18 protein-coding genes and 1 pseudogene are annotated in these 25,202 nt (G+C 40.4%); 9 read left to right on the top strand and 10 right to left on the bottom strand.

Features of this window, described 5'->3' with window-relative positions; translation table 11 throughout:
• Positions 1 to 13 precede the first annotated feature (13 nt).
• From glyS to ACM0OS_RS05025, 5 genes are all read left to right on the top strand, one after another.
• Positions 14 to 2,164, top strand: coding sequence for a glycine--tRNA ligase subunit beta (gene glyS, locus ACM0OS_RS05045; RefSeq protein ID WP_414542070.1), 2,151 nt, complete (start codon positions 14 to 16; stop codon positions 2,162 to 2,164).
• Positions 2,165 to 2,247: 83 nt separating this feature from the next.
• Entirely contained in the window at positions 2,248 to 3,624 is a 1,377-nt protein-coding gene (gene murD / locus ACM0OS_RS05040; protein WP_414542069.1) for a UDP-N-acetylmuramoyl-L-alanine--D-glutamate ligase, read from the top strand.
• A gap of 372 nt (positions 3,625 to 3,996) precedes the next feature.
• The gene (locus ACM0OS_RS05035) at positions 3,997 to 5,595 is read left to right on the top strand and encodes an ankyrin repeat domain-containing protein (protein WP_414542068.1); all 1,599 of its coding nucleotides are present in this window, start codon (positions 3,997 to 3,999) and stop codon (positions 5,593 to 5,595) included.
• 144 nt (positions 5,596 to 5,739) lie between these two features.
• A complete protein-coding gene (locus ACM0OS_RS05030) occupies positions 5,740 to 8,913 on the top strand; it encodes a DEAD/DEAH box helicase (protein ID WP_414542067.1) in 3,174 nt (1,057 codons plus the stop codon).
• 26 nt (positions 8,914 to 8,939) lie between these two features.
• Entirely contained in the window at positions 8,940 to 9,779 is an 840-nt protein-coding gene (locus ACM0OS_RS05025; RefSeq protein WP_414542066.1) for an SWIM zinc finger family protein, read from the top strand.
• Positions 9,780 to 9,824: 45 nt separating this feature from the next.
• On the opposite strand, the gene ACM0OS_RS05020 is transcribed toward ACM0OS_RS05025, so the two are convergent.
• Entirely contained in the window at positions 9,825 to 10,604 is a 780-nt protein-coding gene (locus tag ACM0OS_RS05020; RefSeq protein ID WP_414542065.1) for an MBL fold metallo-hydrolase, read from the bottom strand.
• Between the two features lie 126 nt (positions 10,605 to 10,730).
• On the opposite strand from ACM0OS_RS05020, the gene ACM0OS_RS05015 reads away from it, so the two are divergent.
• Complete coding sequence (locus tag ACM0OS_RS05015; RefSeq protein ID WP_414542064.1) at positions 10,731 to 10,934, top strand: RNA-binding S4 domain-containing protein; 204 nt, start codon at positions 10,731 to 10,733, stop codon at positions 10,932 to 10,934.
• A 64-nt stretch (positions 10,935 to 10,998) separates the two neighbouring features.
• Here the strand turns inward: ACM0OS_RS05015 and ACM0OS_RS05010 are convergent, their stop codons facing one another.
• The 5 genes and pseudogenes from ACM0OS_RS05010 to ACM0OS_RS04990 all read right to left on the bottom strand — a co-directional run bounded on the left by ACM0OS_RS05010 (position 10,999) and on the right by ACM0OS_RS04990 (position 15,726).
• The gene (locus ACM0OS_RS05010) at positions 10,999 to 12,006 is read right to left on the bottom strand and encodes a S66 peptidase family protein (RefSeq protein ID WP_414542063.1); all 1,008 of its coding nucleotides are present in this window, start codon (positions 12,004 to 12,006) and stop codon (positions 10,999 to 11,001) included.
• 367 nt (positions 12,007 to 12,373) lie between these two features.
• Positions 12,374 to 12,760: a nuclear transport factor 2 family protein gene (locus ACM0OS_RS05005; RefSeq protein WP_414542062.1), complete on the bottom strand. Its 387-nt coding sequence runs from the start codon at positions 12,758 to 12,760 to the stop codon at positions 12,374 to 12,376.
• Between the two features lie 47 nt (positions 12,761 to 12,807).
• A pseudogene (locus ACM0OS_RS05000) lies at positions 12,808 to 13,260 on the bottom strand (response regulator transcription factor); the annotation flags it as partial.
• Between the two features lie 150 nt (positions 13,261 to 13,410).
• The gene (gene era / locus ACM0OS_RS04995; protein ID WP_414542061.1) at positions 13,411 to 14,367 is read right to left on the bottom strand and encodes a GTPase Era; all 957 of its coding nucleotides are present in this window, start codon (positions 14,365 to 14,367) and stop codon (positions 13,411 to 13,413) included.
• Positions 14,368 to 14,598: 231 nt separating this feature from the next.
• Positions 14,599 to 15,726, bottom strand: coding sequence for a succinylglutamate desuccinylase/aspartoacylase family protein (locus tag ACM0OS_RS04990; RefSeq protein ID WP_414542060.1), 1,128 nt, complete (start codon positions 15,724 to 15,726; stop codon positions 14,599 to 14,601).
• 256 nt (positions 15,727 to 15,982) lie between these two features.
• On the opposite strand from ACM0OS_RS04990, the gene ACM0OS_RS04985 reads away from it, so the two are divergent.
• The gene (locus tag ACM0OS_RS04985) at positions 15,983 to 18,487 is read left to right on the top strand and encodes a BsuBI/PstI family type II restriction endonuclease (RefSeq protein WP_414542059.1); all 2,505 of its coding nucleotides are present in this window, start codon (positions 15,983 to 15,985) and stop codon (positions 18,485 to 18,487) included.
• Between the two features lie 76 nt (positions 18,488 to 18,563).
• Here ACM0OS_RS04985 and ACM0OS_RS04980 read toward each other — a convergent pair whose 3' ends face one another.
• From ACM0OS_RS04980 to ACM0OS_RS04970, 3 genes are all read right to left on the bottom strand, one after another.
• Positions 18,564 to 19,229: a DUF2834 domain-containing protein gene (locus ACM0OS_RS04980; protein WP_414542058.1), complete on the bottom strand. Its 666-nt coding sequence runs from the start codon at positions 19,227 to 19,229 to the stop codon at positions 18,564 to 18,566.
• A gap of 12 nt (positions 19,230 to 19,241) precedes the next feature.
• The gene (hrcA, locus tag ACM0OS_RS04975) at positions 19,242 to 20,339 is read right to left on the bottom strand and encodes a heat-inducible transcriptional repressor HrcA (protein ID WP_414542057.1); all 1,098 of its coding nucleotides are present in this window, start codon (positions 20,337 to 20,339) and stop codon (positions 19,242 to 19,244) included.
• Between the two features lie 409 nt (positions 20,340 to 20,748).
• Positions 20,749 to 21,108, bottom strand: coding sequence for a rhodanese-like domain-containing protein (locus ACM0OS_RS04970; RefSeq protein WP_414542056.1), 360 nt, complete (start codon positions 21,106 to 21,108; stop codon positions 20,749 to 20,751).
• 219 nt (positions 21,109 to 21,327) lie between these two features.
• On the opposite strand from ACM0OS_RS04970, the gene ACM0OS_RS04965 reads away from it, so the two are divergent.
• Positions 21,328 to 22,986 (top strand): DUF3352 domain-containing protein, encoded by a 1,659-nt coding sequence (locus ACM0OS_RS04965; RefSeq protein ID WP_414542055.1) that lies wholly within the window; start codon positions 21,328 to 21,330, stop codon positions 22,984 to 22,986.
• A 401-nt stretch (positions 22,987 to 23,387) separates the two neighbouring features.
• Complete coding sequence (locus ACM0OS_RS04960) at positions 23,388 to 23,651, top strand: hypothetical protein (protein ID WP_414542054.1); 264 nt, start codon at positions 23,388 to 23,390, stop codon at positions 23,649 to 23,651.
• A 1-nt stretch (position 23,652) separates the two neighbouring features.
• Here ACM0OS_RS04960 and ggt read toward each other — a convergent pair whose 3' ends face one another.
• Positions 23,653 to 25,149, bottom strand: a complete 1,497-nt coding sequence (gene ggt / locus ACM0OS_RS04955) for a gamma-glutamyltransferase (protein WP_414542053.1) — start codon at positions 25,147 to 25,149, stop codon at positions 23,653 to 23,655.
• Positions 25,150 to 25,202 lie beyond the last annotated feature (53 nt).

The following is a 25,202-nucleotide window of genomic DNA, read 5'->3' as shown; positions in this document are numbered from 1 at the left end:
AAAATATAGTCCTATGCCTGCGTTTTTATTGGAAGTTGGTACAGAAGAACTACCCGCAAGTTTTCTCAGTGATGCCATAGTACAATGGCGATCGCGCATTCCCCAAAGTTTAGAAGCCAATAGTCTCACTAGCACTGCTGTAGAGGTTTACGGTACTCCCAGGCGGTTGGCGGTACTAATTACAGGTCTTCCCTCCCAGCAACCAGACAGGGAAGAGGAAATTAAGGGGCCTCCCGCCCAAGCTGCTTTTAAGGATGGTAAACCGACACCAGCGGCTACAGGTTTTGCGAAAAAGCAAGGTGTAGAACTGTCAGCTTTGGAAATTCGCCCTACAGAAAAGGGAGATTTTGTCTTTGTTAAGAAAAGTATTGCTGGTCGTCCGGTGGCGGATATCTTCACAGAACTAGTACCGCAGTGGATTTCTGGTTTGGAAGGTAAGCGGTTAATGCGCTGGGGTGATGGCGATGTGCGGTTTTCTCGGCCCATTCGCTGGCTGGTGGCTTTATTAGATGAGCAAGTTTTACCGATTCAATTGGTCAATGGATCTGAGATAATTACAAGCGATCGCCTTTCTGAAGCTCATCGGGTTTTACATCCCGAAGCTGTGACCATTGCCCAAGCTACAGATTATGTGGAAACTCTGCGTTCTGCTTATGTGATCGTTGACCAGGAAGCACGCGCTAAGATTATTCAAGAGCAAGTGCAAGCAGCAGCCCAAAAATCCGGCGGTTCTACGGTTATTTACCCGGATTTGTTAGAAGAGGTCACCAATTTAGTTGAATACCCTTCTGCTGTAGTCGGTAATTTTGAATCGGAATTTTTACAGTTACCCACGGAAGTCATTACCGAAGTGATGGTGACTCACCAGCGTTATTTTCCGGTATTTAAGGCTGTTGAAAGCAAAGAATTATTACCTCATTTTATCACAGTTTCTAATGGTGATCCCAGTAAATCAGATATTATTGCTGTTGGGAATGAAAGAGTAATTCGTGCTAGATTGGCTGATGGTCAATTTTTCTACAAAGCTGATTTATCTAAATCTTTAGAAAGCTTTTTACCACAGTTAGAAACGGTTACTTTCCAAGAAGAATTAGGTTCGGTTCGTACCAAAATAGATAGAATCGTTAAGATTGCTGATTACATTAGCAGCCAATTACAACTAGAAGAAAATCAACGCCAGCAAAATCAACGAGCAGCTTTATTATGTAAAGCAGATTTGGTTAGCCAAATGGTGTATGAATTTCCAGAATTACAAGGTATTATGGGTGAAAAATATGCCTTGGCTAGTGGTGAAGATGCGGAAGTTGCTCAAGCGATTGTAGAACATTATTTGCCCACAGGTGCAGGTGATAATTTACCAGTAACTCTTACAGGTCAAGTTGTCGGTTTAGCTGATAGATTAGATACGTTAATTAGTATCTTTGGTATAGGTTTAATTCCTTCTGGTTCTTCAGATCCCTTTGCGTTGCGTCGGGCTGCTAATGCGGTAATTAATATTACTTGGCCTGCCAATTTGCAGATTAATTTATCGCAGTTATTAACCCAAATAGCAGGGGATTTTGCCGCAACATACAACAAAGACCAGAATGCTTTAACCAAAACCTTGCAAGAATTTTTCTTACAACGTATCCGCACCTTACTACAAGACGAAAAACAAATAGACTATGACCTAGTAAACGCTGTTTTGGGAGAAAATGACCCAGAATACACCCAAAGAGCATTAGAAGATTTACTAGATGTACGCGATCGCGCCTTATATCTGCAACAAATCCGCCGTGATGGTACTCTAGATAAAATCTACGAAACCGTCAACCGTTCCACCAAACTAGCCGCCCAAGGTGATTTAGATTTTCAGCAGCTAGAACCGCACAATTTAATTCAGCCAGAACTATTCCAAAAGTCGTCTGAATCGTCATTTTACAACGCCCTAGTAGAATTAGTACCACAAACCCAAGAAGCACAGCAGTCCCGCAATTATCAACTCTTAATAGCCGCCTTAGCCAAAATCGCTCCCACCGTGGCGAATTTCTTCGATGGCGAAGACAGCGTTTTAGTTATGGACTCCAATCCCGACATCAAACGCAATCGGCTACACTTACTAGGATTACTGCGGAATCATGCCCGTGTGTTGGCTGATTTTGGTGCCATCGTCAAAAATCTGTAGCCAAAAGCAACAAAAGGTGGTGTAATTTTTGCCAATAAGCGTTAGGATAATGAGTGCTTAACCAGGGAACTCTGCTACAGTCTATGCCTAGAGCTTCAGTAATTGGATTGGGAAAGTCCGGTGTTGCTACGGCGAGATTGTTGAAACGGGAAGGATGGGAGGTAGTGCTAAGTGATAGTAACACCTCCCCTGCCCTCCTCGAACAACAACAAGCACTCGCTACCGAGCAAATAACCGTAAAATTGGGGCATTCCCCTGATTTGAATAGTACTGATTCACCCGATTTAATTGTTGTCAGTCCTGGTGTTCCTTGGGATATTCCCCTGTTAGTTCAGGCGCGAGAACTAGGTATTGAAACCATTGGCGAAATGGAACTCGCCTGGCGATACTTACAATCTTCCCCGTGGGTGGGCATTACTGGGACTAATGGCAAAACTACCACCACGGCGTTAATTGCCGCCATATTTCAAGCAGCCGGATTAAATGCCCCTGCCTGTGGTAATATTGGCTATGCTGCCTGTGAAGTTGCTTTATCTGAAAAACTACCAGATTGGGTAATCGCAGAAATTAGTAGCTATCAAGTAGAATCTTCAGCAACTTTGTCCCCCCGCATTGGTATTTGGACGACCTTTACCCCAGACCACCTAGCCCGTCACAAGACGTTGGAAAATTACTACGATATTAAAGCCAAATTATTACGTCAGTCCCATTTTCAAGTATTTAATGGTGATGACCCCTATTTAAACAAAATGGGTATCAGTCATTGGCCTGATGCTTATTGGACAAGTGTCAAAGGGCAAGAATTTTTAGTTGGTGAACAAGGCTTTTATATTGAAGACGGCTGGGTTGTAGAAAAGTTAAAACCCAACTCTACACCAGAAAGAGTTTTATCAGCCTCGGCTTTGCGAATGGTAGGACAACATAACCTACAAAATCTCTTAATGGCCGTTGCAGCTGCGCGGTTAGCAGGAATTGCAGGCGATGCTATTGATACTGCAATTAGGAAATTTTCTGGTGTTCCCCATCGTTTAGAACACATTTGTACTTGGGAAGGGATTGACTTTATTAACGACAGCAAAGCCACTAACTACGATGCGGCGGAAGTTGGGTTAATATCTGTGGACAGTCCCGCGATTTTGATTGCTGGTGGGGAAGCCAAACCCGGTGAAGATACGGCTTGGTTAACCACAATTAAAGATAAAGCGGCGGCGGTATTATTAATTGGGAGTGCAGCACCAGTATTTGCTCAACGTTTGCAAGAAGTAGGTTATGCTAATTACGAAATTGTCGAAACAATGGAGAAAGCAATTCCCAGGTCAGCAGAATTAGCTAAACAGCATCAAGCACCTGTAGTTTTGTTATCTCCAGCTTGTGCAAGTTTCGACCAGTACCCCAACTTTGAAGTACGCGGCGACGATTTCCGCAACTTATGTCTTGCATGGGTGGCGAAGAGTTTGTGAGGACTTTAGTCCTCTATTATAATGGATTGGCATTACTGAGTGAAAGTATGAATCTGTCGGGCTTACGCCCCACTGCGCTAACATGCAGAGAGTAAGAGTGTGAGAAATAAAAATTTTGATATTCATACCTCAATTCAGCAACGCCGATTTTTTTAACCCTAAGTGCGCCAAAGAAGAGTTTTTTTGACTACACCACATCTTCAAGGTGCATAAAAAGAGAATTTACGACTATAAATAATTAGACGTAATTTGCTCAAAAATATGCACATCCACATCTATGCCAAACAGGGAAACATCGCCAAAGTAAAACAAGAAATTGCTAATGGTGTAGAAATTGATTGCGTAGATGAGTAGACCTCCCAAACACCATTAATGTGTGCAGTGGCTAGCCCCCATGCCAACATTGATATGCTACGCCTACTTATAGAAAATGGTGCTGATGTCAATGCTACTGAAGAAAAATATCAAACTACTGTACTGGGGTTAGCTGTACAATCAGGCAACCTCGATAAAATTAAATTTATTTTGGATGCTGGCGCAGATATTAACTACCAAACATCAAGTGGTTACGATGTATTAATCTATGCCATGTATGGGCGAGATATTGCTAAAGACGAAAATTTAATTGCCATTATCAATTTACTAATTCAAAGAGGTGCAAAACTAAACGGTGTTACCAGTTATGGTGAATCTGCACTGAGGGTTGCGTCAAATAAAGGCAGATTTGATGCAGTCAAAATATTATTAGCCGCAGGTGCAGACCCAGAACAATTGGAATGGACGGAATTAATGTCGGCTATTGCTTTTGGGAGTTTAGCCGATGTTCAGGTATTGCTGGATGCAGGTGCTGAATTATCTGACATTGATTATTGGGAAAGAACTCCTTGGCTATTAAGTCTTCAGGTAGGAGATTTAGCAAAAGTAAAATTACTCTTGTCATCAGGGGTTAATTGTAACGACTGTGGACGTTGTAAAAAGGCGGCGCTGATGTATGTCATAGAAAATAATCACGTCGAACTCTTAAAATGGTTAATTGACGAAGGATTTGATATAGAAGCTACTAATGAATTTGGTACTACTCCGTTAATGGTAGCGGTAGAATGCAATAATGTTGAGTGTGTCAAAATTCTTTTAGAAGCTGGTGCTAAACCTGGAAGAAAAGATAATTGTAATAGCACAGCTATTAATCTAGCAAGTAATATTCAAATTGTGAGAATGCTGCTGGATGCAGGTGAAGATTTAAATGATGTTAACGATGATGTACGGCGATTATTAACAGGTGTTGGTAATAGCGACTTACTCAATATATCAAAATCACAATACTTAGCAGGAAAACATCGGCAATTTGGTAAAAGTAATCCAGAAGTTATGGAAGTGGCTTTCTGGAAAGCAATGGTTAGTGGCGGTTTTGGGTCTTGGTACGCTAAAAAAACTTTCAATGATACAAATCTTTATAGCCCTCCACCAGTATGGTGCTTTGACAGATTTGGCAGAACAATTACACAATTACCGGATGGGAGAATAGTAGAAATTGGGGGCGAACATGAAGACTATTATGACCCTGATTTTTGTATTTATAATGATGTAGTCGTTTATCAAGGTGACGGTAGTTTCCAGATTCTTGGTTATCCCAAAGATATATTTCCTCCTACTGATTTCCATTCTGCTACCTTAGTTGGAGAATACATCTATATTATTGGTAGCGTGGGATATAGGGGTGAAAGAATATACAATCATACGCCAGTTTATCGGCTGCATACTGACACATTTAAAATCGAAAAAGTTAAAACTTCTGGAGGAAATCCAGGCTGGATTAGTCGCCACAAAGCCTATTATCAAGAGCCAGCCAAAATTTGTATTACTGGTGGTAAATTTTTTGACATAAATAATCAAGAACCCCAGTTAGTAGATAATTTAAGTAATTACACGTTAGATTTAACAAATCTTTATTGGACTCGTATTAATACTTAATATAAACACGAGTTGAGGTTTGTGGGTGTTTATCTCACGCAAAGACGCGAAGGCGCGGAGAGTAAGAGATAATTTTGTCACTGATCTTTGGTAAAGTAATAGTAAACTACCAGATTTTGTCAACAATCCAGAGGCGTCATTTTTATGAAAGTCCTGCATGGAACCTGGATACCAGATGCGTCTACTGATTTTATTCAGTCGGGGTCTTTTTGTTTGTGGGTGGAAACTCCTATTAATAAAAAAAACCGTAGTCATAGCCAAGGTATTCATCCTGGACATTTAACAAAGGTTGAATTAACTAATTTTTTAACGCAGGAATTGGGAATCAAAACCACAGGAAATCAATTAAGTCAACTGATATCTCCCAAATATTTTGCCTTACCAACTACTAATAATCAGCCTTTACCATCGCCAGAGTTAATTAAGTATCTGGAAGTGGAAATTACTGAAGATTATGAGGATTTTCAATATTGGCAGGTGGATTGCTATGAAACGCTAATTTCTACTAAGGCGGGAACAGCAATTAATGTAATTAAATTCCTCAATGATGTGCATTTTTTAGCCCTATATAATTCTGAGGAAGTTCAACTCGGTTCTGATTTGTTATTTTGGTATCACTACACTCAAGCTTTTAAACAAGTAATTCTGAAAGACCAGTATATTCCTGCACTGAAGTATCGGCAATTAGAGGCAACGAAAACTAAGAAAAGAAGCAAGCAATCGACTTCGCAGCCTTTTAAAATCTATGCCAATTGGGAAATTATTTCTGAGCAATACGAAATAAATATTCAAAAATATATTGACTATATGCCGCTGATTTGTGTGGCAGGTGCAATCAAATCAAGTGATAATGTCGAGTTCTACAATCCAGAAACTTTATTACGACATTTTTCTGAATCTGTACTTAATGATTTAGTTACGCACACACCCTCTACAGCAGCCTTTGATAAGCAAATTACAGATTCCCTAATTTACTATTGCCTTTATCCCCAACGTCATAACCCACTGACAACTAATACTGCTTTAGAAGTATACAAGCAATGGCAAGTTTGGAAAAGTAAAATTACCCGCAGCCAATCAGATTCACCTTTTTATCTCTGCTTTCAACTGCATTCTCCTACTAGGGAAAAAATAAATAATTGGCAAATGCAGTTTTTGGTAGCCAGCAAACAAGACCCTTCTTTAAAGTTGGATTTGGCTGATTATTGGGTCATGAATAAAACAGCTAAAACTGGCGTATACAAACAATTTGGCAAAAATTTTGAAACTAATTTGCTGCTAAATTTGGGTTATGCAGCACGGATGTATCCTCAATTATGGCAGGGGTTAGAAACAGACCAGCCTGTGGGAATGCAACTGACTTTAGATGAGGCCTTTGACTTCCTCAAAGAAAGTGCTTGGTTATTAGAAGATGCCGGATTTAAAGTAATTGTACCTGCTTGGTATACTCCGACTGGTCGCCGTCGTGCTAAAGTTCGCCTCAAAGCATCTGGTCGTAAACTTGCACCAACGAAGGGAGAAACAAAAAGTTATTTTGGTCTAAACTCGCTGGTAGAGTATCAATATGAATTAGCCATTGGTGACCAAGTTGTCACTCCCCAGGAATGGGAACAACTAATTAATGCTAAATCTCCCCTAGTGCATTTTCGCGGTCAGTGGATGGAGTTAGACCGGGATAAAATGCAGCAATTGCTGGAATTTTGGGAGTCTCACGGTGATGAACAACCCCAGATGAACTTGCTGGAGTTTCTGCAACGCAGTGCTGAAGTTGGGGAAGAGTGGGAAATTGAACATGATGAAGTGCTGTCGGAGATGATAGCGAAGTTGCAAGATAAAAGCCAATTAGAACCAATTTCGGAGACATTAAATCTGCAAGGAACTCTTCGAGAGTATCAAAAACGTGGTGTTTCTTGGCTGGAATATCTAGAACGCTTGGGTTTAAATGGTTGTCTCGCAGACGATATGGGTTTAGGTAAGTCGGTGCAGGTAATTGCTAGACTTGTGCAAGAAAAGGATGCGGTGGAGTCTGTTTTACCTACTTTATTAATTGCGCCTACTTCTGTTGTCGGTAATTGGCAAAAGGAAATTGCTAAGTTTGCACCCCATTTAAAAACTATGGTGCATCATGGAAGCGATCGCCTACAAAACTCTACAGATTTCAAAGCCGCCTGTCAACAGCATGATGTGGTGATTACTTCCTTTACTCTCGCCCGGAAAGATGAAAAGCTGTTAAATAGTGTGGCATGGCAACGCCTGGTTTTAGATGAGGCGCAAAATATTAAAAATCCCAAGGCGGCGCAAACTAAAGCTATCTTAAAACTTTCAGCCAAACACCGCCTAGCTTTGACGGGAACGCCGGTAGAAAACCGCTTGCTGGATTTATGGTCAATTTTTAATTTTCTTAATCCTGGTTATTTGGGTAAAGAAGCACAGTTTCGTAAGTCTTTTGAAATCCCCATCCAAAAGGACAATGACCGGGTGAAATCAACTACCCTCAAGAAATTGGTAGAACCGCTAATTTTACGCCGGGTGAAAACTGACCAATCAATTATTAGTGATTTACCAGATAAAGTTGAACAAAAACTCTACACTAATTTAACTAAAGAACAGGCATCACTGTATGAGGTGGTGGTAAAAGATGTAGAAGAAAAATTGCAAAATATAGAAGGTATTCAACGCAAGGGATTGATACTTTCAACATTGATGAAATTAAAACAAATTTGCAATCATCCAGCCCAATTCTTACAAGATAATAGCGAATTTTCCACCGAGCGATCGCACAAACTTAGTCGGTTAGCAGAAATGGTGGAGGAAGCAGTGGCTGAAGGGGAAAGTTTGCTGATATTTAGCCAATTTACGGAAGTTTGTGCAAGTGTCGAAAAGCATATTAAACAGAGTCTGCACTGCAATACTTACTATTTACATGGTGGCACAAGTCGCAACCGTCGGGAACAGATGATTACTGAGTTTCAAGACCCGGATACAGAACCATCTGTGTTTATCCTTTCTTTGAAAGCTGGTGGTGTGGGGATTACTTTGACTAAAGCCAATCACGTTTTCCATTTTGACCGTTGGTGGAATCCCGCAGTTGAGGATCAAGCAACTGACCGGGCTTTTCGGATTGGTCAAAAGAAGAATGTGTTTGTACATAAGTTTGTGACTATTGGTACCCTAGAGGAGAGAATTGACCAGATGATTGAAGATAAGAAAAAGCTTTCTTCGGCTGTGGTTGGGAGTGATGAATCTTGGTTGACGGAGTTAGATAATGAGGCTTTTAAGCAATTGATTTCGTTGAATAAGAGTGCGATTTTGGAGTGAATGTATAATAATAATGGGTTAGATTTATGGCTAAATTTAGTCGGACTTGGTGGGGCGATCGCTTTATTCAAGCGTTAGAACAATTCACTGATGATGGACGACTCCAACGTGGACGTTCTTATGCCCGTGGTGGTAAAGTATTAAATTTTGAAATCGATAAAAATCACATTACTGCTCAAGTTAAAGGTTCAATTAATCCCTACTTTGGTGTTTATAAAGAACCAACTTATCATATCTCAATTGAAATTAAACCTATTGCCAAATCAAGCTGGAATCAAGCGATTCAAAAGCTTTCTTCTAAAGCGAGTGTGGTTTCTCGAATGCTACTAAATGAAGTCCCAGAAAATATAGAAGATAATTTTTCTGCTTTAGGACTAAATTTATTACCCCACAGTAGTAAAGATTTCACCACAAGATGTTCTTGTCCAGATTACGCGAATCCCTGTAAGCACATCGCTGGGGTTTATTATCTAGTAGCTTCCCAATTAGATAACAATCCGTTTTTGTTATTTGAATTACGAGGTTTATCTAAAACCGAACTGCAAACAAAATTAGCTACTTCACCATTAGGTAAGGCATTATCTGAAGAATTAAATGCCAAGGAAATTGCTTTAGAATCTGCAACATCTTACTATACCAAAATAGAAAAACAATCAATTAAGCAAAAACCCACTGCTAGAGAATTTTGGTTAGGCAAAAAGCGGCTACCATCAACTATTGAAGTAGGCAATCAAAGCAGTGTATCAGCAATTTTGGTGAAGAAACAGGGCGATTTCCCGGCATTTTGGCCAAAAGATAATTCCTTTATTGAAACAATGGAGGAGTTTTATCAGCGAGTAAAAACAAAAAACCAAAATTCGATGTGACCTATTAGTGACACCAATTCCCCAAATATGGGCGACAATTAAGAATTAATTACATAATGCTCGCTTTTGTAATTGTAATTCCAAGCGATCGCCTGGCATTGTTTCCATCACCTGGGGGGCTAAATTATTCTGCTTGAGTAACAAACGAAACTCCTCAAGAGTACCTTCCACTTTCAGAAGTTTGTCCAGCAAACCTTCATATATCAAATCTCCACCAACTGCTGTGGGTAGCATTACTTGGGGTTGCAACCACTGGGCAATTTCCAAAGCTGTATTTCTGCCTTTGATAAATTGCCCCATTATAGGCAGTGTCATATCAATAAGTGGCACAATTAACACATCAACTGGGGCAAACTTTTTCAGTTCCGGGGAATGATTCCCGTGAGGCTCGTAGTAAAGTGTTAAGCCACTGGTCAAGTCCCTAATCAAATAACCATTTTCTACAAGGTTGTAGCCCACTGTGGAGCCACGCACAGCCTGAATTTCTACTTGGTTATTTAAAGTAAAACTTTCCCCAAAATTCAAAGATGTGATAGAAGTGTAACCCAAGTCCTGCACTACTTTTGCCGCCGTGGGAGAAGCCACAACTGGAATTTGGTGGTCAAGTTGCTGGAGGGTTGGTTTATGAGCATGGTCTGGTAACCCCTGAGACAGCAGAATCAAATCAATCTGGTTTGGAATAGGGTGTTCTTGTGGTCGGTAACCTTTGAAAAACCATTCTGCGTTGCCAAAAACTAAATTACCAACCAGCCAAGGGTCAAGAAGTATACGTTGATTACTGATTTCCAGTAGCCAACTATTAGCACCGAACCAAGTTAAATACATAGCTCAATAAAAAATAACACCTACCTTTATTATTAAACATTGTTGAGAGTAGGTTCTTATGGTGCCGATTAGCTTATCACCCTAAAATTAAGTTGTGGCGCAGCATCAAATAAGACAATTGACAGCATGATTAAACTCGACCAGTTTTTAAAGTTTGTGGGTATAACCTCAACTGGAGGACAAGCCAAAATAATGATTGTTGATGGTAACGTCAAAGTCAATGGCACAGTTGAAACCCGACGAGGACGTAAATTAGTATCAGGCGACCAAGTAACAATAGACGGGCGAACCTTTGATGTGGGAGAAATCTTAGAGTCAGATTCTCAATAAAAAAACATTTCATCGCAGGGAGATAAGGATGAATATTTTCCTACTCCCTACTCCCTCCCCACTCTTAACTCACCGCCGGCTCTAACATCTGTATTGTCCCAGCGTCGGCATCAATTTCAACTTCTGCACCGACAGGCAAGGTAAATTTATCTGGAATATGACCAATCATGGAACCATACCATGCAGGAATACCCAAAGGCAGGATGTGATCTTGTAATACTTGCGTTAAGCTCAACGATGGTTCATCCCCAAGACTGCAATTAGTACATTGCCCAAATATCAGCCCTGCAATGTGGTTAAGTATGCCAGCATTTTTCAACTGAGTAAACATCCGGTCTACCCGATAAATATCTTCGTTGATATCTTCGATAAATAAAATACTTTTATACCAGGAAGGTAAGTAAGGTGAACCCACCATTGCTGATAGTACCGACAAGTTACCACCAATCAGTTTACCCCTGGCTTTACCCGGTGCGATCGCCTGAATATGATCGAAATTTTCCATTGTCACGGCTTCCCCATTAAATAGGATGCGCTTGACGTAATCCACCGTAAACTCATTCCAAATAGAAATAGCATTGGGGCCATGAAAAGTCATCACGCGACTCCGTGCATAAATAGCCAACAGCAGAGAAGTTACATCGCTATACCCCAAAATGATTTTAGGATGGGCGCGAATCAGGCTGTAGTTGAGGAGGGGTAAAATCCGATTACAGCCCCAACCGCCCCGCATAGTGATCATCGCTTTCACAGATTTATCCAGAAACATATTATTGACATCTGCGGCGCGGTCAATATCTTTACCTGCCAAATAACCGTAACTGTCTAAAATATGCGCTCCCAGTTTGACATTTAATCCTAATTCCGTAATGGCTTGTGTTGCTGTGGCGATATTTTCAGCCTTAACAATACCCGCAGGCGCAATCAATCCTACTGTATCCCCCAGTTGTAACCGGCGTGGTTTCAAAATAGTATGGGGGGATACTTGACTTTGAGCAATTAGTGGCGGGAGTTGGGTAGCTAAGGTAGCTAGTCCACAGGTTGTAATAAATTGTCGGCGGTTGATGATCATGATGGCGAATCATTGTAACATTCGCCACTGGGGATTGGGGATACAAGTCTTTACGCCCCACTCCCTAATAATTAAGGGACTTCCAGAAAATAAATTATCCAATTTACTTAGATGAAATTTTTCTCCCCTGCCCCCTGCCCCCTTGCTGACAGGTGTAGGTATTTTACAAACGTGCCTGAAATGGAGTTTTTACGTTGGTTAACAACTCAAATTTTAGTTTCTGATTTCCCAACCAAGAACGAAATTTCGTTATTTGAACCACGTTTATCGCTCTGTTTGAGAGTGCCTACTCATACCCAAATAAAAAACCTACACTTGTGAGCTGCCCCCTTGCCCCCCTGCTTTTTCATGCCCCACTCCCTAATAATTAACCACGTAGCTGTGCCACCATTTGGGCAGGATTCCAGTAAGCGCGAGTTGTTTGAATTTTGCCAGCTGCGTTAATTTCAAAAATTGTAATTCCTTCAAATGTGACTGACTTACCAGTTTTACTTACACCATGCATTGTCCACTTCACCGCCGCCTCATTGCTAGCAACGAAAATATGCTCAGTTGTGGGTTCCAGTTTGGCAAAAAATGCTTGTAATTGCCCGATAAACTCCCGATATCCCTCATGAACTTTTGTTGGTGGTTCACCTACAGGATCATGACTAACTGCATCTTCGGCAAAGTTGTCTACCCAGCCTTCTGGATTCATACTTGCTATGTTGGCAAAGTAAGCGGCAATAATGGTTTCAATAGGTTCTGGTGACATGATTAGATTTTTTGTATGAGGTTATAAACGGTTTTAGATGATCGCTTTTCTGTGACTTGTCGCGCAATCTGAGGAGCGAGGTAGATTGCACCATCAATGGCAGATGCGATCGCACTTAATAACCGCTCTACACTCGCACCTTTGATACAATAGGCATCGGCACCACTAGATAGTGCGGCAATAATTTCTGTCTCTGTTTTGTGGGATGTCAACATCACCACATGAGTTTCTGGGAGTGCTGCTTTAATTTACTGTGTTGCGGCAATTCCATCAAGTTGCGGTAAGCCAATATCCATGATTACCAAATCAGGTTTTAATTTTAGAGCTGCTTGCACACCCAAATAACCATCTTCTGCTTGTCCTACAATCTCTAACTGAGGATGAGCCATTAATGACTGTTCTAGCCCCAGTTGCATCATTGGATCATCTTCGACAATTAATACCCGCAGTGGAGGAGTATCGGTAGGCCAATTTAAAGAATTAATAGTATATTCAGACATTTGAATATACTATCAAAAATTCAAAAAAAATCGTAATTCAATGTTTAATCCGAATTACGAATTACGAATTACGTTCGCGTAGCGTGCCGGAGGCTCTATTACGAATTACGAACTTGTACTGAGCGTAGCCGAAGTATTACGAATTATCCCCTATTCTTCCACCCGATAACCCAATTCAGACAATCTAATGCGAGATTGCCGCCATTTTGGTTGTACTTTCACAAATAGTTCTAGGTAGACTTTGCCAGCAATTAGTTTTTGAATTTGTTCACGGGCTGCACTACCAATAGCTTTGAGCATGGAACCACCTTTGCCGATGAGGATTCCTTTTTGGGAATCTCGTTCAACATGGATGGTTGCCAGTACACGGGTAATAGTGGGTGTTTCTTCTACTAGATCAATGGCGATCGCTACTGAATGGGGAACTTCTTCACGGGTTAATAGCAAAATTTGTTCACGAATCAATTCGCCCATAATAAAGCGTTCTGGTTGGTCAGTTACCAGATCCGGAGGATAATAAAACGGCCCCGTATCTAAATGTTCAATTAATAGCTGTTGGAGTTGCGGGATTTCTGCACCAGTTTTGGCAGAAAATTTAACTATCGGCCAATGATTAGGTTCAGCTAAGGCGTGGTAACTGTCGTCAATTACCTGGAAATTTGGCGATTGTTCGTCAATTTTGTTTAGCCCCAAAATCACTGGTGTTTGACTGCGAATCAGTAAATCGGCAATAAAGCGATCGCCTGCACCACAAGCTACTGTACCATCGACTACAAATAGCACTACATCTACTGAGTCGATGGCAATTCTGGCATTTTTCACCAGTACTTCCCCCAATTGATGATGGGGTTTATGAATCCCTGGTGTATCTACAAAAATTAACTGTGCTTCTGGTGTAGTTAAAATCCCTCGCAAACGATTGCGTGTAGTTTGTGCTACTGGAGATGTAATGGCGATTTTTTGCCCTACTAATTGATTCATTAAAGTAGATTTACCGACATTTGGGCGACCAATAATGCCGATAAAACCTGATTTAAACTCAGGAGGAGCCTGGGGGATAGATACTTCTCCTGAAAAAGAGAAGGTGTGATTTTCAATACTAGTCACCTTTAGCTCCGCCGTTATATTTTACAGATGGGATGAGTGGGGTTTTCTCGAAGATACACAACAAACATAATTTCACCCTGGCATTTGTGAGGGATTACCCTTGTTTAAGTTTAATCTACTATGACTTACCGATAAATATCTTCAAGCATCAGATACGGATTGTTGATATTTACCTATATTTTCTACCGAAGTAATATTTTTAATAACTAACATCTAGCTTTCAAAGAAAATTTACTGAAGAAGTCCTAAAACAAACTCACCTTGATTTACGGCTTGATTAGTAGCAATATCATAAACAAATCCATTTTCTTCAGCACAGATATCGATCACAGTTGGTAATTTATTTTCTTTATTAAAACGGAGAATTTGATACAATCGATCTCCGGCTTTAACGGTGCTGCCTAACTCTACTCTAGATTGAATCATACCGCCTGCGATCGCATAATACTTTTTTCTTTTACTACTAGTGGCAAAAGTCATTGCTGGAGATTTTGTTTGTAAAGGGAAGCCAGAAACTTTTAACACTCCTTTTTGCGCTAAATAATTTTTTAACCCTTGCACACCTTTAGCAACGGAATCTGGATTCATCTGCATTCCCGCTCCTAGTTCTAATGTCCAAGCTTCTAGATCAAATTTGATATCCCTACCTAACTGTTTGAAACAGGTTGTTAAAGCCAGCCAAGGTTTAATAAAAGCTTCATCAAAGGCATCTCCATCATATTTATCTAGCAAAACTCCCAACTCTAAGCGAAAAAATTTAGCACTTTCTTCCTGATTTGGAAAATAATATAGGTAATTTAATCCTTGATTTGTGGAACTATGTAAATCAATCAAGTAATCTGCATCTAAACTCAGAGATTGTAATTTGTAGCTAAACTGATCAGTGTAAGGTAAGCTACTAGGAAAATTAACTTTTTCGGAAACTTTCCTAAATTCTTGCTGAATTTTCGTTAAATAATTTTGCCGGACGACATCTTGATGAAGATGAAGTTGAGATTTAGTAAAAGCTATTAAATCATGAGTTTCTTTCTCGTAATCCCAAAAAATCCTATTCCAATCTCTAGCTTCGTAGACACAAAATCGCCCTGGGGAAAAAACATGAGAACGTTCGTTAGTTCCCATAGGATTACAAACTGGAACTAACCAAATTTCCCCAATTAACTCAGTCTCATTGAGGGTTAATAGAAATTCAATTAGTTGGTGAATAACGGCATTACCAGCAATTTCTGCTCCGTGTAAATTCGATTGAATATAAACCTTTTTTCCTGGTTGCTTGCCAATGAATTTGTACACTTGAAGAAATAAGCGATCGCCTGAAGCCATTTGGCGTAAAAAAACCGTTTCAATAATCGGAATCATACAAAAATAACTCCTTTGTTTTGCCAATAAATATTTAGTATATAATTAGTTAATCAAATACCAGGCTTTAGCTATCTGTATAATTAAATTGGTCACAATCAAAATTTACGCAATTGATTCATATAATATCATGCATTGAACATTTGATAAAGTTAATTTCTATTCCATAAATTGAACCTCAATGTGGCAATCAAGCAGTATAAAAATCACCAATAATAATCAAAATATATTGAATTTATTGAGTCTCACGAGATGTTTGTCCAGAGACTTACTCTATGAAGTAGACCTTCTAAGAATTGCTGCCAGTTTGAAGCAGGAGCAAAAGCAAAAAAAAACACTAGGACAGTTTTTAACTCCTGCTCCTGTAGCAGAATTAATGACGGGAATGTTTAACAAACTTAATCTATCTCAAATATCCTTAATTGATGCAGGAGCAGGATCTGGATCATTACTTGCAGCGTTTGTGGCTAAACTTTGTACTCAGCAGCAACGTCCAGATAATTTAGAAATTGTTGCTTATGAAATTGATCCTTTCCTAATTAGATATTTGCATCAAACATTGAAATTATGTGCAAGAGAATGTCAAAAAGTAGGTATTGCTTTAAATTACGAAATCCGAGAAAAAGACTTTATTGAGGATGCTGTCAGGCTTCTTCAGCCTAGTTTGTTTAATAATCCTGATAATTTAAGATTTACACACGCTATTATTAATCCCCCATATTTAAAAATTAACGCTCATTCTCAGGTTCGTACCTTGTTACGTTCTCTGGGTTTAGAAACTAGCAATCTCTACACAGGTTTTATAGCTGCTACATCTCAACTTCTTCAATCAGGTGGGGAACTTGTAGCTATTTCGCCACGTAGTTTTTGTAATGGGCCGTATTTTAAGGATTTCCGAAAAATGTTTTTGGCAATGATGGCTTTAGAACAGATACATCTTTTTGAATCTCGAAAAGAAGCTTTTAGTGATGATGAGGTTTTGCAGGAAACAATCATTATTCATGCCACAAAACAAAAACAGAAATCTGATACCGTACTCATTACGACAAGTAGGAGTACTGAGGATGATTTTATTATGTCTAATAACTTGGCTTATGATGAAGTAGTTCACTCCAACGACTCGCAACAATTCATTCGCATTATTCCAGATAAATTAAGTCAGCAGGTAGTTCAACAAATAGCAAATTTTACTTGCACCTTGAAAGACATCGGCTTAACAGTATCAACGGGACGTGTTGTAGATTTTCGCGTAAAAAAATATCTGCGTTTAAACCTAGAAGATAACAGTCTTCCTTTAATTTATCCAGTACATTTATTTAAAGGATACGTAGAATATCCTCAAACAACTAGGAAATATCAAGCCTTAATATATACACAAAAAACAGCTTCACTTTTAGTACCGAATGAACATTATGTTTTGACTAAACGCTTCTCTCCAAAAGAGGAAAAAAAACGAGTGGTGGCTGCTGTATATAATGCTAACCAAATGTGCTATTCCTGGGTAGGTTTTGAAAATCATCTGAATTATTTTCACCAGAAAGGAAAAGGACTTAATCTTACCCTAGCACGCGGTCTTGCTGCCTATCTTAACTCAACTCTCATCGATACATTTTTTCGATTATTTAATGGTCATACTCAAGTTAATGCAACTGATTTACAAAATTTAAAGTACCCTAAAATAGAACAACTTATGTCTCTCGGAGGACGAATTGGAGATAATTTTCCATCACAGAGGGAAATTGATGAACTTATTGAAGAGGAATTACTGAGTATGACAAATCAATCGGAAAATAATTTCTTAATAATCAAAACTCGTATTGATGAAGCACTGCAAATATTAGTTGAACTTGAGTTTCCCAGGGCCCAACTCAATGAACGTTCAGCGTTGACCCTTCTGGCTTTACTTGCTTTGAAGCCCACTGATTCATGGAAAACTGCTGCATCTCCGTTGATGGGAATCACACCAATGATGGAATTTATGGCACAGCACTATGGCAAAACATATAAACCGAATACTCGTGAAACTGTTCGTCGCCAAACAATTCATCAATTCTTAGACGCGACTTTAGTTATTGCAAATCCTGATGCTCCTGAACGTCCTATTAATAGTCCAAAGACAGTATATCAGATTGAAGAAAGTGCGCTGGAATTACTCCGCACTTATGGAACTAATGAGTGGAAAAAGAGCATTCGCACTTATCTTTCTTCAGTTGAAACTTTGAAAAAACAATATGCTCAAGAGCGTGAACTATTACGTATTCCTATAATAGTTGAAGGAGAGTTAAAAACTTTATCGCCAGGCGGTCAGAATATTCTGATTGAAAAGATTATTAAGGATTTTGCACAACGGTTTACACCTGGAGGAAAACTGATTTATGTTGGTGATACTGATGAAAAATTTGCGTATTTTAATCAAATTGCATTAGAAAATTTAGGTGTTACAATCGATTCTCATGGTAAAATGCCTGATGTGATTATCCATCACATAAACAATGATTGGCTAGTTTTAATTGAAGCTGTAACTTCTCATGGCCCAATTAATCCTAAGCGAAAGAAAGAACTTGCAACTCTCTTTGCTGGGACAAAAATTCCCCTTGTAATGGTAACTACATTTCTGAGCCGTAAAGCGATGGTTGAGTATTTAGCGGAAGTGGCGTGGGAAACAGATGTCTGGGTTGCGGAAAATGCTAGCCACCTGATTCATTTTAATGGCGAGTATTTGTTACAAGCTTATAAGGTAGATAAAAATTCCGACTCATAATAACCACAAATTGAATAATCTGATTGAAAGTTTCCCTCCAGTCCAACTTTTCAAGACGACTTCCAAGGCAGCGGTACTAGTCCAACTTACTAGGTGTCATTTCTACTTTTGCTGCTGATAGCGGTGGACGCAGACATAAATAAATTAAGGGGCCAAATAATGGAATTAAGGAGGTTAACCAGAAAATTGGCTGATTTTCCCAACCGCGACGTGCCATATCATCTCCTAGTAATGAGGGAAATAATAAACTCAGGAGACAGAAATCTAAACTCATGACATGGATGAAGCGGCTAGTTTGCCACTGCTGCACAAAATCGCCCCAATCACCTTGTAAACCGTAAGCAACTAGAATCGCTGCGGCTATAGTCAAGACAACGCCAGTAATACGAGAATCTAGGAATTTGAGCAAGAGATTTTTTTGCCCAACAAACTCTTGATTGGGATTGCGGAGAATCAAATAAGGCAAAAGGGCAAAAGCACCAACGGCAAAAGCAGCAGTAGCGAAGGGCCAAGCTAGTATTTTTTGACTTCTACCATCAATAAATAATACTGCGCTGTAGATGAGCGGCCAGATGCCCATGACATTGAATAAGGCAATGACTAGAGGGTTAATACCTTGCCATTCTCCCAGAGATAGGTTTTGGATCAACTCGAATGTATTTGGTTGATCGGGAGGTGCAAAAATAAATGCATAGGTAATAAATCCTAGCCATAGCACCCCAAAAGTAATTTTTCTGAGCATCTTCTCAACAAATTAACTAAAAGCTTCCGAGAGGTAATCAGCTGCTGCTGCTACCACTGCGATCGCACCTTCGTAATCTAGGCGTGTCGGCCCTAATACTCCCACACTTCCGACAGGTAGTAAACCCCGGCGATAGGTAGAAGAAATCAACGTACAGGTGCGTATCGGCTCTAGTGGGTTTTCTGCTCCAATGCGAACGGTTACCCTGGACTTACCAGCCTCTTCTATTTCTGGTTCCTCAAAGATTAATCGCCATAGTTGGTCTTGTTCTTCTTCCAGCAGGTGGATAATTGTCTGTACTTGCTGTAATTGAGAAAATTCTGGCTGACGTAACACTTCGGCTACACCCCGAACCATAATTTGGGTGGTATTTGGTGCTAGCGTGCGTCGGGTTAATTCGGCAACTGAACTTTTCAAAAATTCACCATAACGCTGGAACTCTTGATCTAATTCGCTCCAGTCTAGATTAGCTAATTCTAATAAACTCCTGCCCCGTAAGTGAGTATTCAAAAAGTTAGAGACAATTTGCAATTCATGATCTATCACCTCTGGATCTGGTTGTATTTCTACATTAATTGGTGATAAATCCATCAATCTAGAATGGGTTTCGTAAGCATCCGTCACCACAATCAGCATGATTCGTCCGACTTCAATTTGCATCAATTGCAAATGTCGCAAAGTTGCTGTGTTGGTTTGCGGCATGGTAATCAAACTAATACAACCACTCAAAGTTGCTAAAATCTGCGCGGCTCCTTGTAGTGTGGCTTCCAAACTCCAATCTTCCCATTGCAGACGCTGTTGCAGTGCTAGTTCTACTTCTTTAGTTAAAGTTTCCGTGCGCGTAACGTCTCGCAAAGAAGGTGTAATTAGCTGGTCAACATAAATGCGATAGCCTGAGTCCGAAGGTACTCTGCCGGCGGATGTGTGTGGTTGGTAAAGTAACCCAGATTTCTCTAAGACACCCATGACATTGCGAATTGTGGCTGAACTCACACCTAGGTCGTACTCCTCGACCAACGCTTTTGAACCAACCGGCTCTGCCGTAGCGATGTAGTGACGTACCGTTGCCCAAAGTATATTCTGTTGTCGATTTGTCAACTGGACTTCCATAGGATATGTTTTGCTGAACGCAAATTTTAATCAAACTTTAAAAAAATTTGGGATTTGAAAGCCAAAAAGTTAAATAATAGTTAATTAAGATAGCAACTTATGTAATTTTATTGTAGTTGCGAAAGGTAAAGTTCTGTGATTAGTGTTGCTATAGCTTGACTGTTGTTCACCAAGATAAGTTCGCTGGATCTAATGATTGGGAGTTTTTCCGTATTTTTGCAGCTTATTTTCCAAAAAGCTGTGTTTTATACTACTACTTTTTAGTAGAAGTTAATATATATAGCTTCAGTAAATGTACCCTGATATGCAGATTGAGGAATTTTAACCCTCATAATTTCCCGAAATATTAGTGTATCAAAGATAGCACTGTTGAGATGGTGTTACTATGACATCTCAACAATTTTGTCAGCTAATATTGGGGAACTGAAGAGTCAACTAATAGAGAATAGGCATCAATACCACCAGCAATATTTTTCACATTTGTGAAACCTTGCACCATTAACCACTGACACATTTGGGCAGAACGAATGCCGTGGTGACAAAGCACGAGGGTTTCCGCTTGGGGATTAAACATCGTCGGGACTTGATCGCCCCATTCCACAAATTCGCTCAGGGGTAAGTTAACAAAGCCTTCAATGCTAGCGATCGCTAATTCTTGCGGTTCGCGCACATCTACTAACTGAATAGTTGCATCATTAGAAGACAGACGTTGCGCCAGTTCCTCTACACTAATCTGAGTAATAGTTAGACCAGAAGGATTCCCTGTCATGCGTTTTTTGTAAACAACCTTATCTTCCTTATGGTGACAGAAAATTCGTACCCTAGCATGAGCATCTATTACTAGGGGAGTAGGGAGTAGGGAGTGGGGAGCAGGGGAGCAGGGGAGCAGGGGGGAAAGACTTTGCGGTATTACTGTAATCTTTTTTCCTTTCTTCCTAGCAACAAATGAGGCTTTCTGGTTAAATGGCTGTAAAACTGCTGGTTTAGTATGTCTAATGTAAATAGCCAACGTTCATTATTTGGTTTCTTGGTTGCAGGGGCGATCGCTTTGCTAGTTGCGATCGCAGGTTTTTGGTTTTTCGCTAGAAGTCCGGCTAAATTGGCTTCTAGTTCCCAGCCTGGTGCTGCCATATTTGTGTCGAAACTGGCTCCGGTGATGGTTTCTTTGCTGGCGAATCCTGATAAGTTACAGGCTTTGGAGCGTGAAGGGGAGTTATCTCAGATCAAAACTAGTTTATTTGCTAAGAGTGGCATCGATTACAAACAAGATATTCAACCCTGGCTAGGAAATGAAATTACTCTTTCTGTGACTACCTTGGATATTGACCGCGATGCGGAAAATGGTAAGCAACCAGGGTATCTCATGGCACTAGCCACTGATAAACCAGAGAAAAGCCGCGAGTTTTTAGATTTGTTGTTTTCTCGGCGGGTGTTATCTGGCGCCAACTTGGCTGTTGAACAATATGAAGGCGCAAAGCTGATTTATGACGATTCCCTCCCACAGCAGGATGCACTTGCAGGTGCAGTTGTGGATGGCTTTGTGTTGTTTGCCAATGATCCAAAGGTGCTGCGAGATGCGATTAATAATGTCCAAGCGCCTGATCTGAATTTGAGTAGTTCTCCTCAATACCAAAAAGCTGTCGAAAAATTGCCCCAGTCAGCTTTTGCTACGACTTTTTTTAATCTGCCGATTTTGGCAGAATGGCAAGGTTTAGAATTACCCGAAGCCACCTATGATAGTCAAATTATTTCTTTGTCGTTGAACTCCCAGGGAGTGCTAGCAGAAACTAACTTTTTGACGAACTCGGAAATTCTGCCTTTATCCCCAGCCCTAGATAAACCTGTAGGAGCATTAGAGTATGTTCCTGCGGCTGCAAGTATGGTAATTGCTAGTTCTGATTTACAAAATTTGGGTGCTAGTGATTTGGCTCAACTCTGGACACAAGCGAAAACAGCCGTATCTGGTTCTGGAACAGATATTATTTCCCGATTGGTACAACCATTGACAGAACTACAGAAAACCAAGGATATTAACTTGGCAGAAGATATATTTAGCTGGGTAAAAGGAGAATACGCCTTAGCATTGTTACCCCAGGAAGGACAAAGTAATCCTGATTGGCTTTTTGTGGTCGAAAGATTAGCAGATGTACCAGAAGGTATATCTCATTTAGATGCGATCGCTTCAGATCATGGGCTAAATATTAGTTCTTTTAACTTGAATCAACAAAAAATTTCTGCCTGGACGGAGTTAAAGGCGGCGACTCAACAAACCGATACCAAAAAACGTCCCACCTTCGCTATTGAGGCTAAAGTCCAAGGAGTACATACCACTCTGGGAAATTACGAAATTTTCGCATCCAACTTGGAAACGTTAAACGAAGTAATTACAGCCAAGAAAAATTCCTTGATTAACGATCGCAATTTCCAAGATAGTATCGCGGCTATTCCCCAACCCAATCAAGGATATATATATCTGGATTGGCAAAAAAGCCAAACTCTGTTAGAGCGTCAACTACCGATTCTCAAGTTAGTAGAAGTAGTTGGTAAACCAATTTTTAACAACCTGCGATCGCTTACTGTTAGCAGTTACGGTCATGAAACAGGATTACTCAAAGGCGGTGTGTTATTCCGATTCCATAACCGATAAATTTTCGTGGAGGGAAAAATACTAGAAATATTTTTAGGAACTGGAAAAGTAGCTAATATCAGGAATTTACACTCTTGTAGCCAGCAAAACAAGCTTACTCACCCTGAGCCATATACCTAAAACGTAGTTATTGCTACATACACTAGCAATAACCACATATACCATTAGAAAAAACTTGCACTCAAACTAAGTTCAGGACAAATACTTGTTCTGCTGGTTGGTCTTGGCATTTCATCACCAGACATGCAAATGATCTGTCACGAATTAAGTAATTGTGCTGTTTTACTTAGTAGTTCTGCTCACACATACTAGGGAGATAAAAAATTATCCCACAAGGCCGAGGCAGGTATTGACAAAAATCTGCCATTATGCAAAATAAGCGAAACGCAAAGGAGTTTGCTATGCAGCGACAAATGTGCTGGTTATCTAAGTCCGGCAGTGATGGAGAGAAAATTTTGCATTTGCAAGCCTCACCTAATCAGCCTTGGCGACCCTACACAGCTTTTCCTCAATTTGCAGTACCAGATTACCAAATTCCTGGTGGATCTAAAGGTTGGGCAACTTATCAAAAACTTCTGAAAGCAGGCTGGACTCTAGTACATAGCGCACGGGCAAACGAATTTGGTAGCAGCAGCTATGTCGAATCAAGACTGCAAAATTCATAATTTACCAACCTTTGGGGAAACCTTCACCGCGAGGATCGGCGGCACCTTCTAAATTGCCATCTTTGGTGACAACGATCGCGTTAGCATTACCCCAAGAATTAATCTCATTAATATTGTGTCCGCGACGGCGTAACTCTTGCAAAGTTAGTGCATCTAATCCCCAACGTTCCACACCTAAATTATCGGGTAACCACTGATGATGTATGCGGGAAACGGACACAGCGGCCCCAATATCCATTTCGTATTCCAGCACATTCAGGATAATTTGTAATACCTGAGTGATAATGGTGCTACCACCAGGAGTACCCACCGCCATCCGCAGGCGGCCATTCTCTGTGATTATTGTCGGAGTCATACTAGATAAAGGAGTTTTGCCAGGTGCGATCGCATTAGCTTCATTACCTATTAAACCAAAAGCGTTCGGCACTCCTGGTGCAACAGCGAAGTCATCCATTTCGTTGTTGAGAATAATCCCTGTCCCCGGTGTGACGACACTGGCACCAAAGCCTAAATTAATGGTGAATGTGAGACTGACCGCATTACGTTGTGCATCGACAACGGTTAAATGACTGGTTTCAGTAGATTCACTTTTAATGAGAGTGGGAATAGGGAATAGGGAGTGGGGAGTGGGGAAAGAGTTGAAATTTCCTGGCTGCACCTTGGATGCCGGTTTCGCCATTTCCATATCAATTTCTTGACGACGTTTTTGGGCATATTCTGGACTGATTAGTTGTTGTACAGGGACTTTGACAAAATCGGGATCACCTAAATGTACTGAGCGATCGGCATAAGCAATCTTCATGGCTTCAATCATTAAATGCAAAGCATCGGGATGACGCCAACCTAAAGACTTAAAATCAGTTTCACCAATAATATTTAACATCTGCAATAAATGAACACCCCCCGATGAAGGTGGTGGCATTGAGCAGATTTTTGCTTGACGGAACTTGCCACACACAGGAGTGCGCCAAATTGGTCTATAAGCTTTAAGGTCTTCTAGGGTAATTAAACCACCATTTTTGGCCATATCAGAGGCGATCGCCCAAGCAATACCACCTGTGTAAAAACTTTGGGGATTGCGGGCAATTTCTGTTAAAGTTCGAGCCAAGTCATGCTGTACCAGTCTTTCTCCTGGTTGATAAAATTCATCGTTACGAGTGAAAATTTCCCGCGCTGCTGGATTGTCGAAAATTGGGTGTCTGGAAGACTCACTGACTTGCAGATAACGAGGAGATAGAATCCGCCTGAGAATATAGCCATCCTTAGCTAAAGCGATCGCAGGTTTCATTACCTCTTGCCAAGGTAACTTACCATAACGACGATGCACTTCATACATACCTGCTACCGTCCCTGGTGTCGCCACCGCCAAATGACCATTGACACTTGCATTGGGACGTACCTTACCTGTTGCATCCAGGTACATATCTTTTGTGGCCTTGATGGGTGCGCGTTCCCGAAAATCTAGCGCTTTGATTTCACCAGTTTCCCCAGAATGCATCTAGGGTGTTGACTTTGAGAGCTTAAGGGTGGTAGCTTCTCAGGCAAGAACTA

The organism is Nostoc sp. CCY0012, assembly GCF_963920855.1.
In the GTDB taxonomy this organism is placed as follows: Bacteria; Cyanobacteriota; Cyanobacteriia; order Cyanobacteriales; family Nostocaceae; genus Cyanocohniella.
Note: the sequence above shows the minus strand (reverse complement) of the source record. Positions and strands in the feature narration are given on the sequence as shown.

Bases quoted from the DNA above. Each gene is read 5' to 3' on its own strand.
- glyS (WP_414542070.1), top strand. From the start codon at position 14: ATGCCTGCGTTTTTATTGGAAGTTGGTACAGAAGAACTACCCGCAAGT.
- murD (WP_414542069.1), top strand. From the start codon at position 2,248: ATGCCTAGAGCTTCAGTAATTGGATTGGGAAAGTCCGGTGTTGCTACG.
- ACM0OS_RS05035 (WP_414542068.1), top strand. From the start codon at position 3,997: ATGTGTGCAGTGGCTAGCCCCCATGCCAACATTGATATGCTACGCCTA.
- ACM0OS_RS05030 (WP_414542067.1), top strand. From the start codon at position 5,740: ATGAAAGTCCTGCATGGAACCTGGATACCAGATGCGTCTACTGATTTT.
- ACM0OS_RS05025 (WP_414542066.1), top strand. From the start codon at position 8,940: ATGGCTAAATTTAGTCGGACTTGGTGGGGCGATCGCTTTATTCAAGCG.
- ACM0OS_RS05020 (WP_414542065.1), bottom strand. From the start codon at position 10,604: ATGTATTTAACTTGGTTCGGTGCTAATAGTTGGCTACTGGAAATCAGT.
- ACM0OS_RS05015 (WP_414542064.1), top strand. From the start codon at position 10,731: ATGATTAAACTCGACCAGTTTTTAAAGTTTGTGGGTATAACCTCAACT.
- ACM0OS_RS05010 (WP_414542063.1), bottom strand. From the start codon at position 12,006: ATGATCATCAACCGCCGACAATTTATTACAACCTGTGGACTAGCTACC.
- ACM0OS_RS05005 (WP_414542062.1), bottom strand. From the start codon at position 12,760: ATGTCACCAGAACCTATTGAAACCATTATTGCCGCTTACTTTGCCAAC.
- ACM0OS_RS04990 (WP_414542060.1), bottom strand. From the start codon at position 15,726: ATGATTCCGATTATTGAAACGGTTTTTTTACGCCAAATGGCTTCAGGC.
- ACM0OS_RS04980 (WP_414542058.1), bottom strand. From the start codon at position 19,229: ATGCTCAGAAAAATTACTTTTGGGGTGCTATGGCTAGGATTTATTACC.
- hrcA (WP_414542057.1), bottom strand. From the start codon at position 20,339: ATGGAAGTCCAGTTGACAAATCGACAACAGAATATACTTTGGGCAACG.
- ACM0OS_RS04970 (WP_414542056.1), bottom strand. From the start codon at position 21,108: ATGACAGGGAATCCTTCTGGTCTAACTATTACTCAGATTAGTGTAGAG.
- ACM0OS_RS04965 (WP_414542055.1), top strand. From the start codon at position 21,328: ATGTCTAATGTAAATAGCCAACGTTCATTATTTGGTTTCTTGGTTGCA.
- ACM0OS_RS04960 (WP_414542054.1), top strand. From the start codon at position 23,388: ATGCAGCGACAAATGTGCTGGTTATCTAAGTCCGGCAGTGATGGAGAG.
- ggt (WP_414542053.1), bottom strand. From the start codon at position 25,149: ATGCATTCTGGGGAAACTGGTGAAATCAAAGCGCTAGATTTTCGGGAA.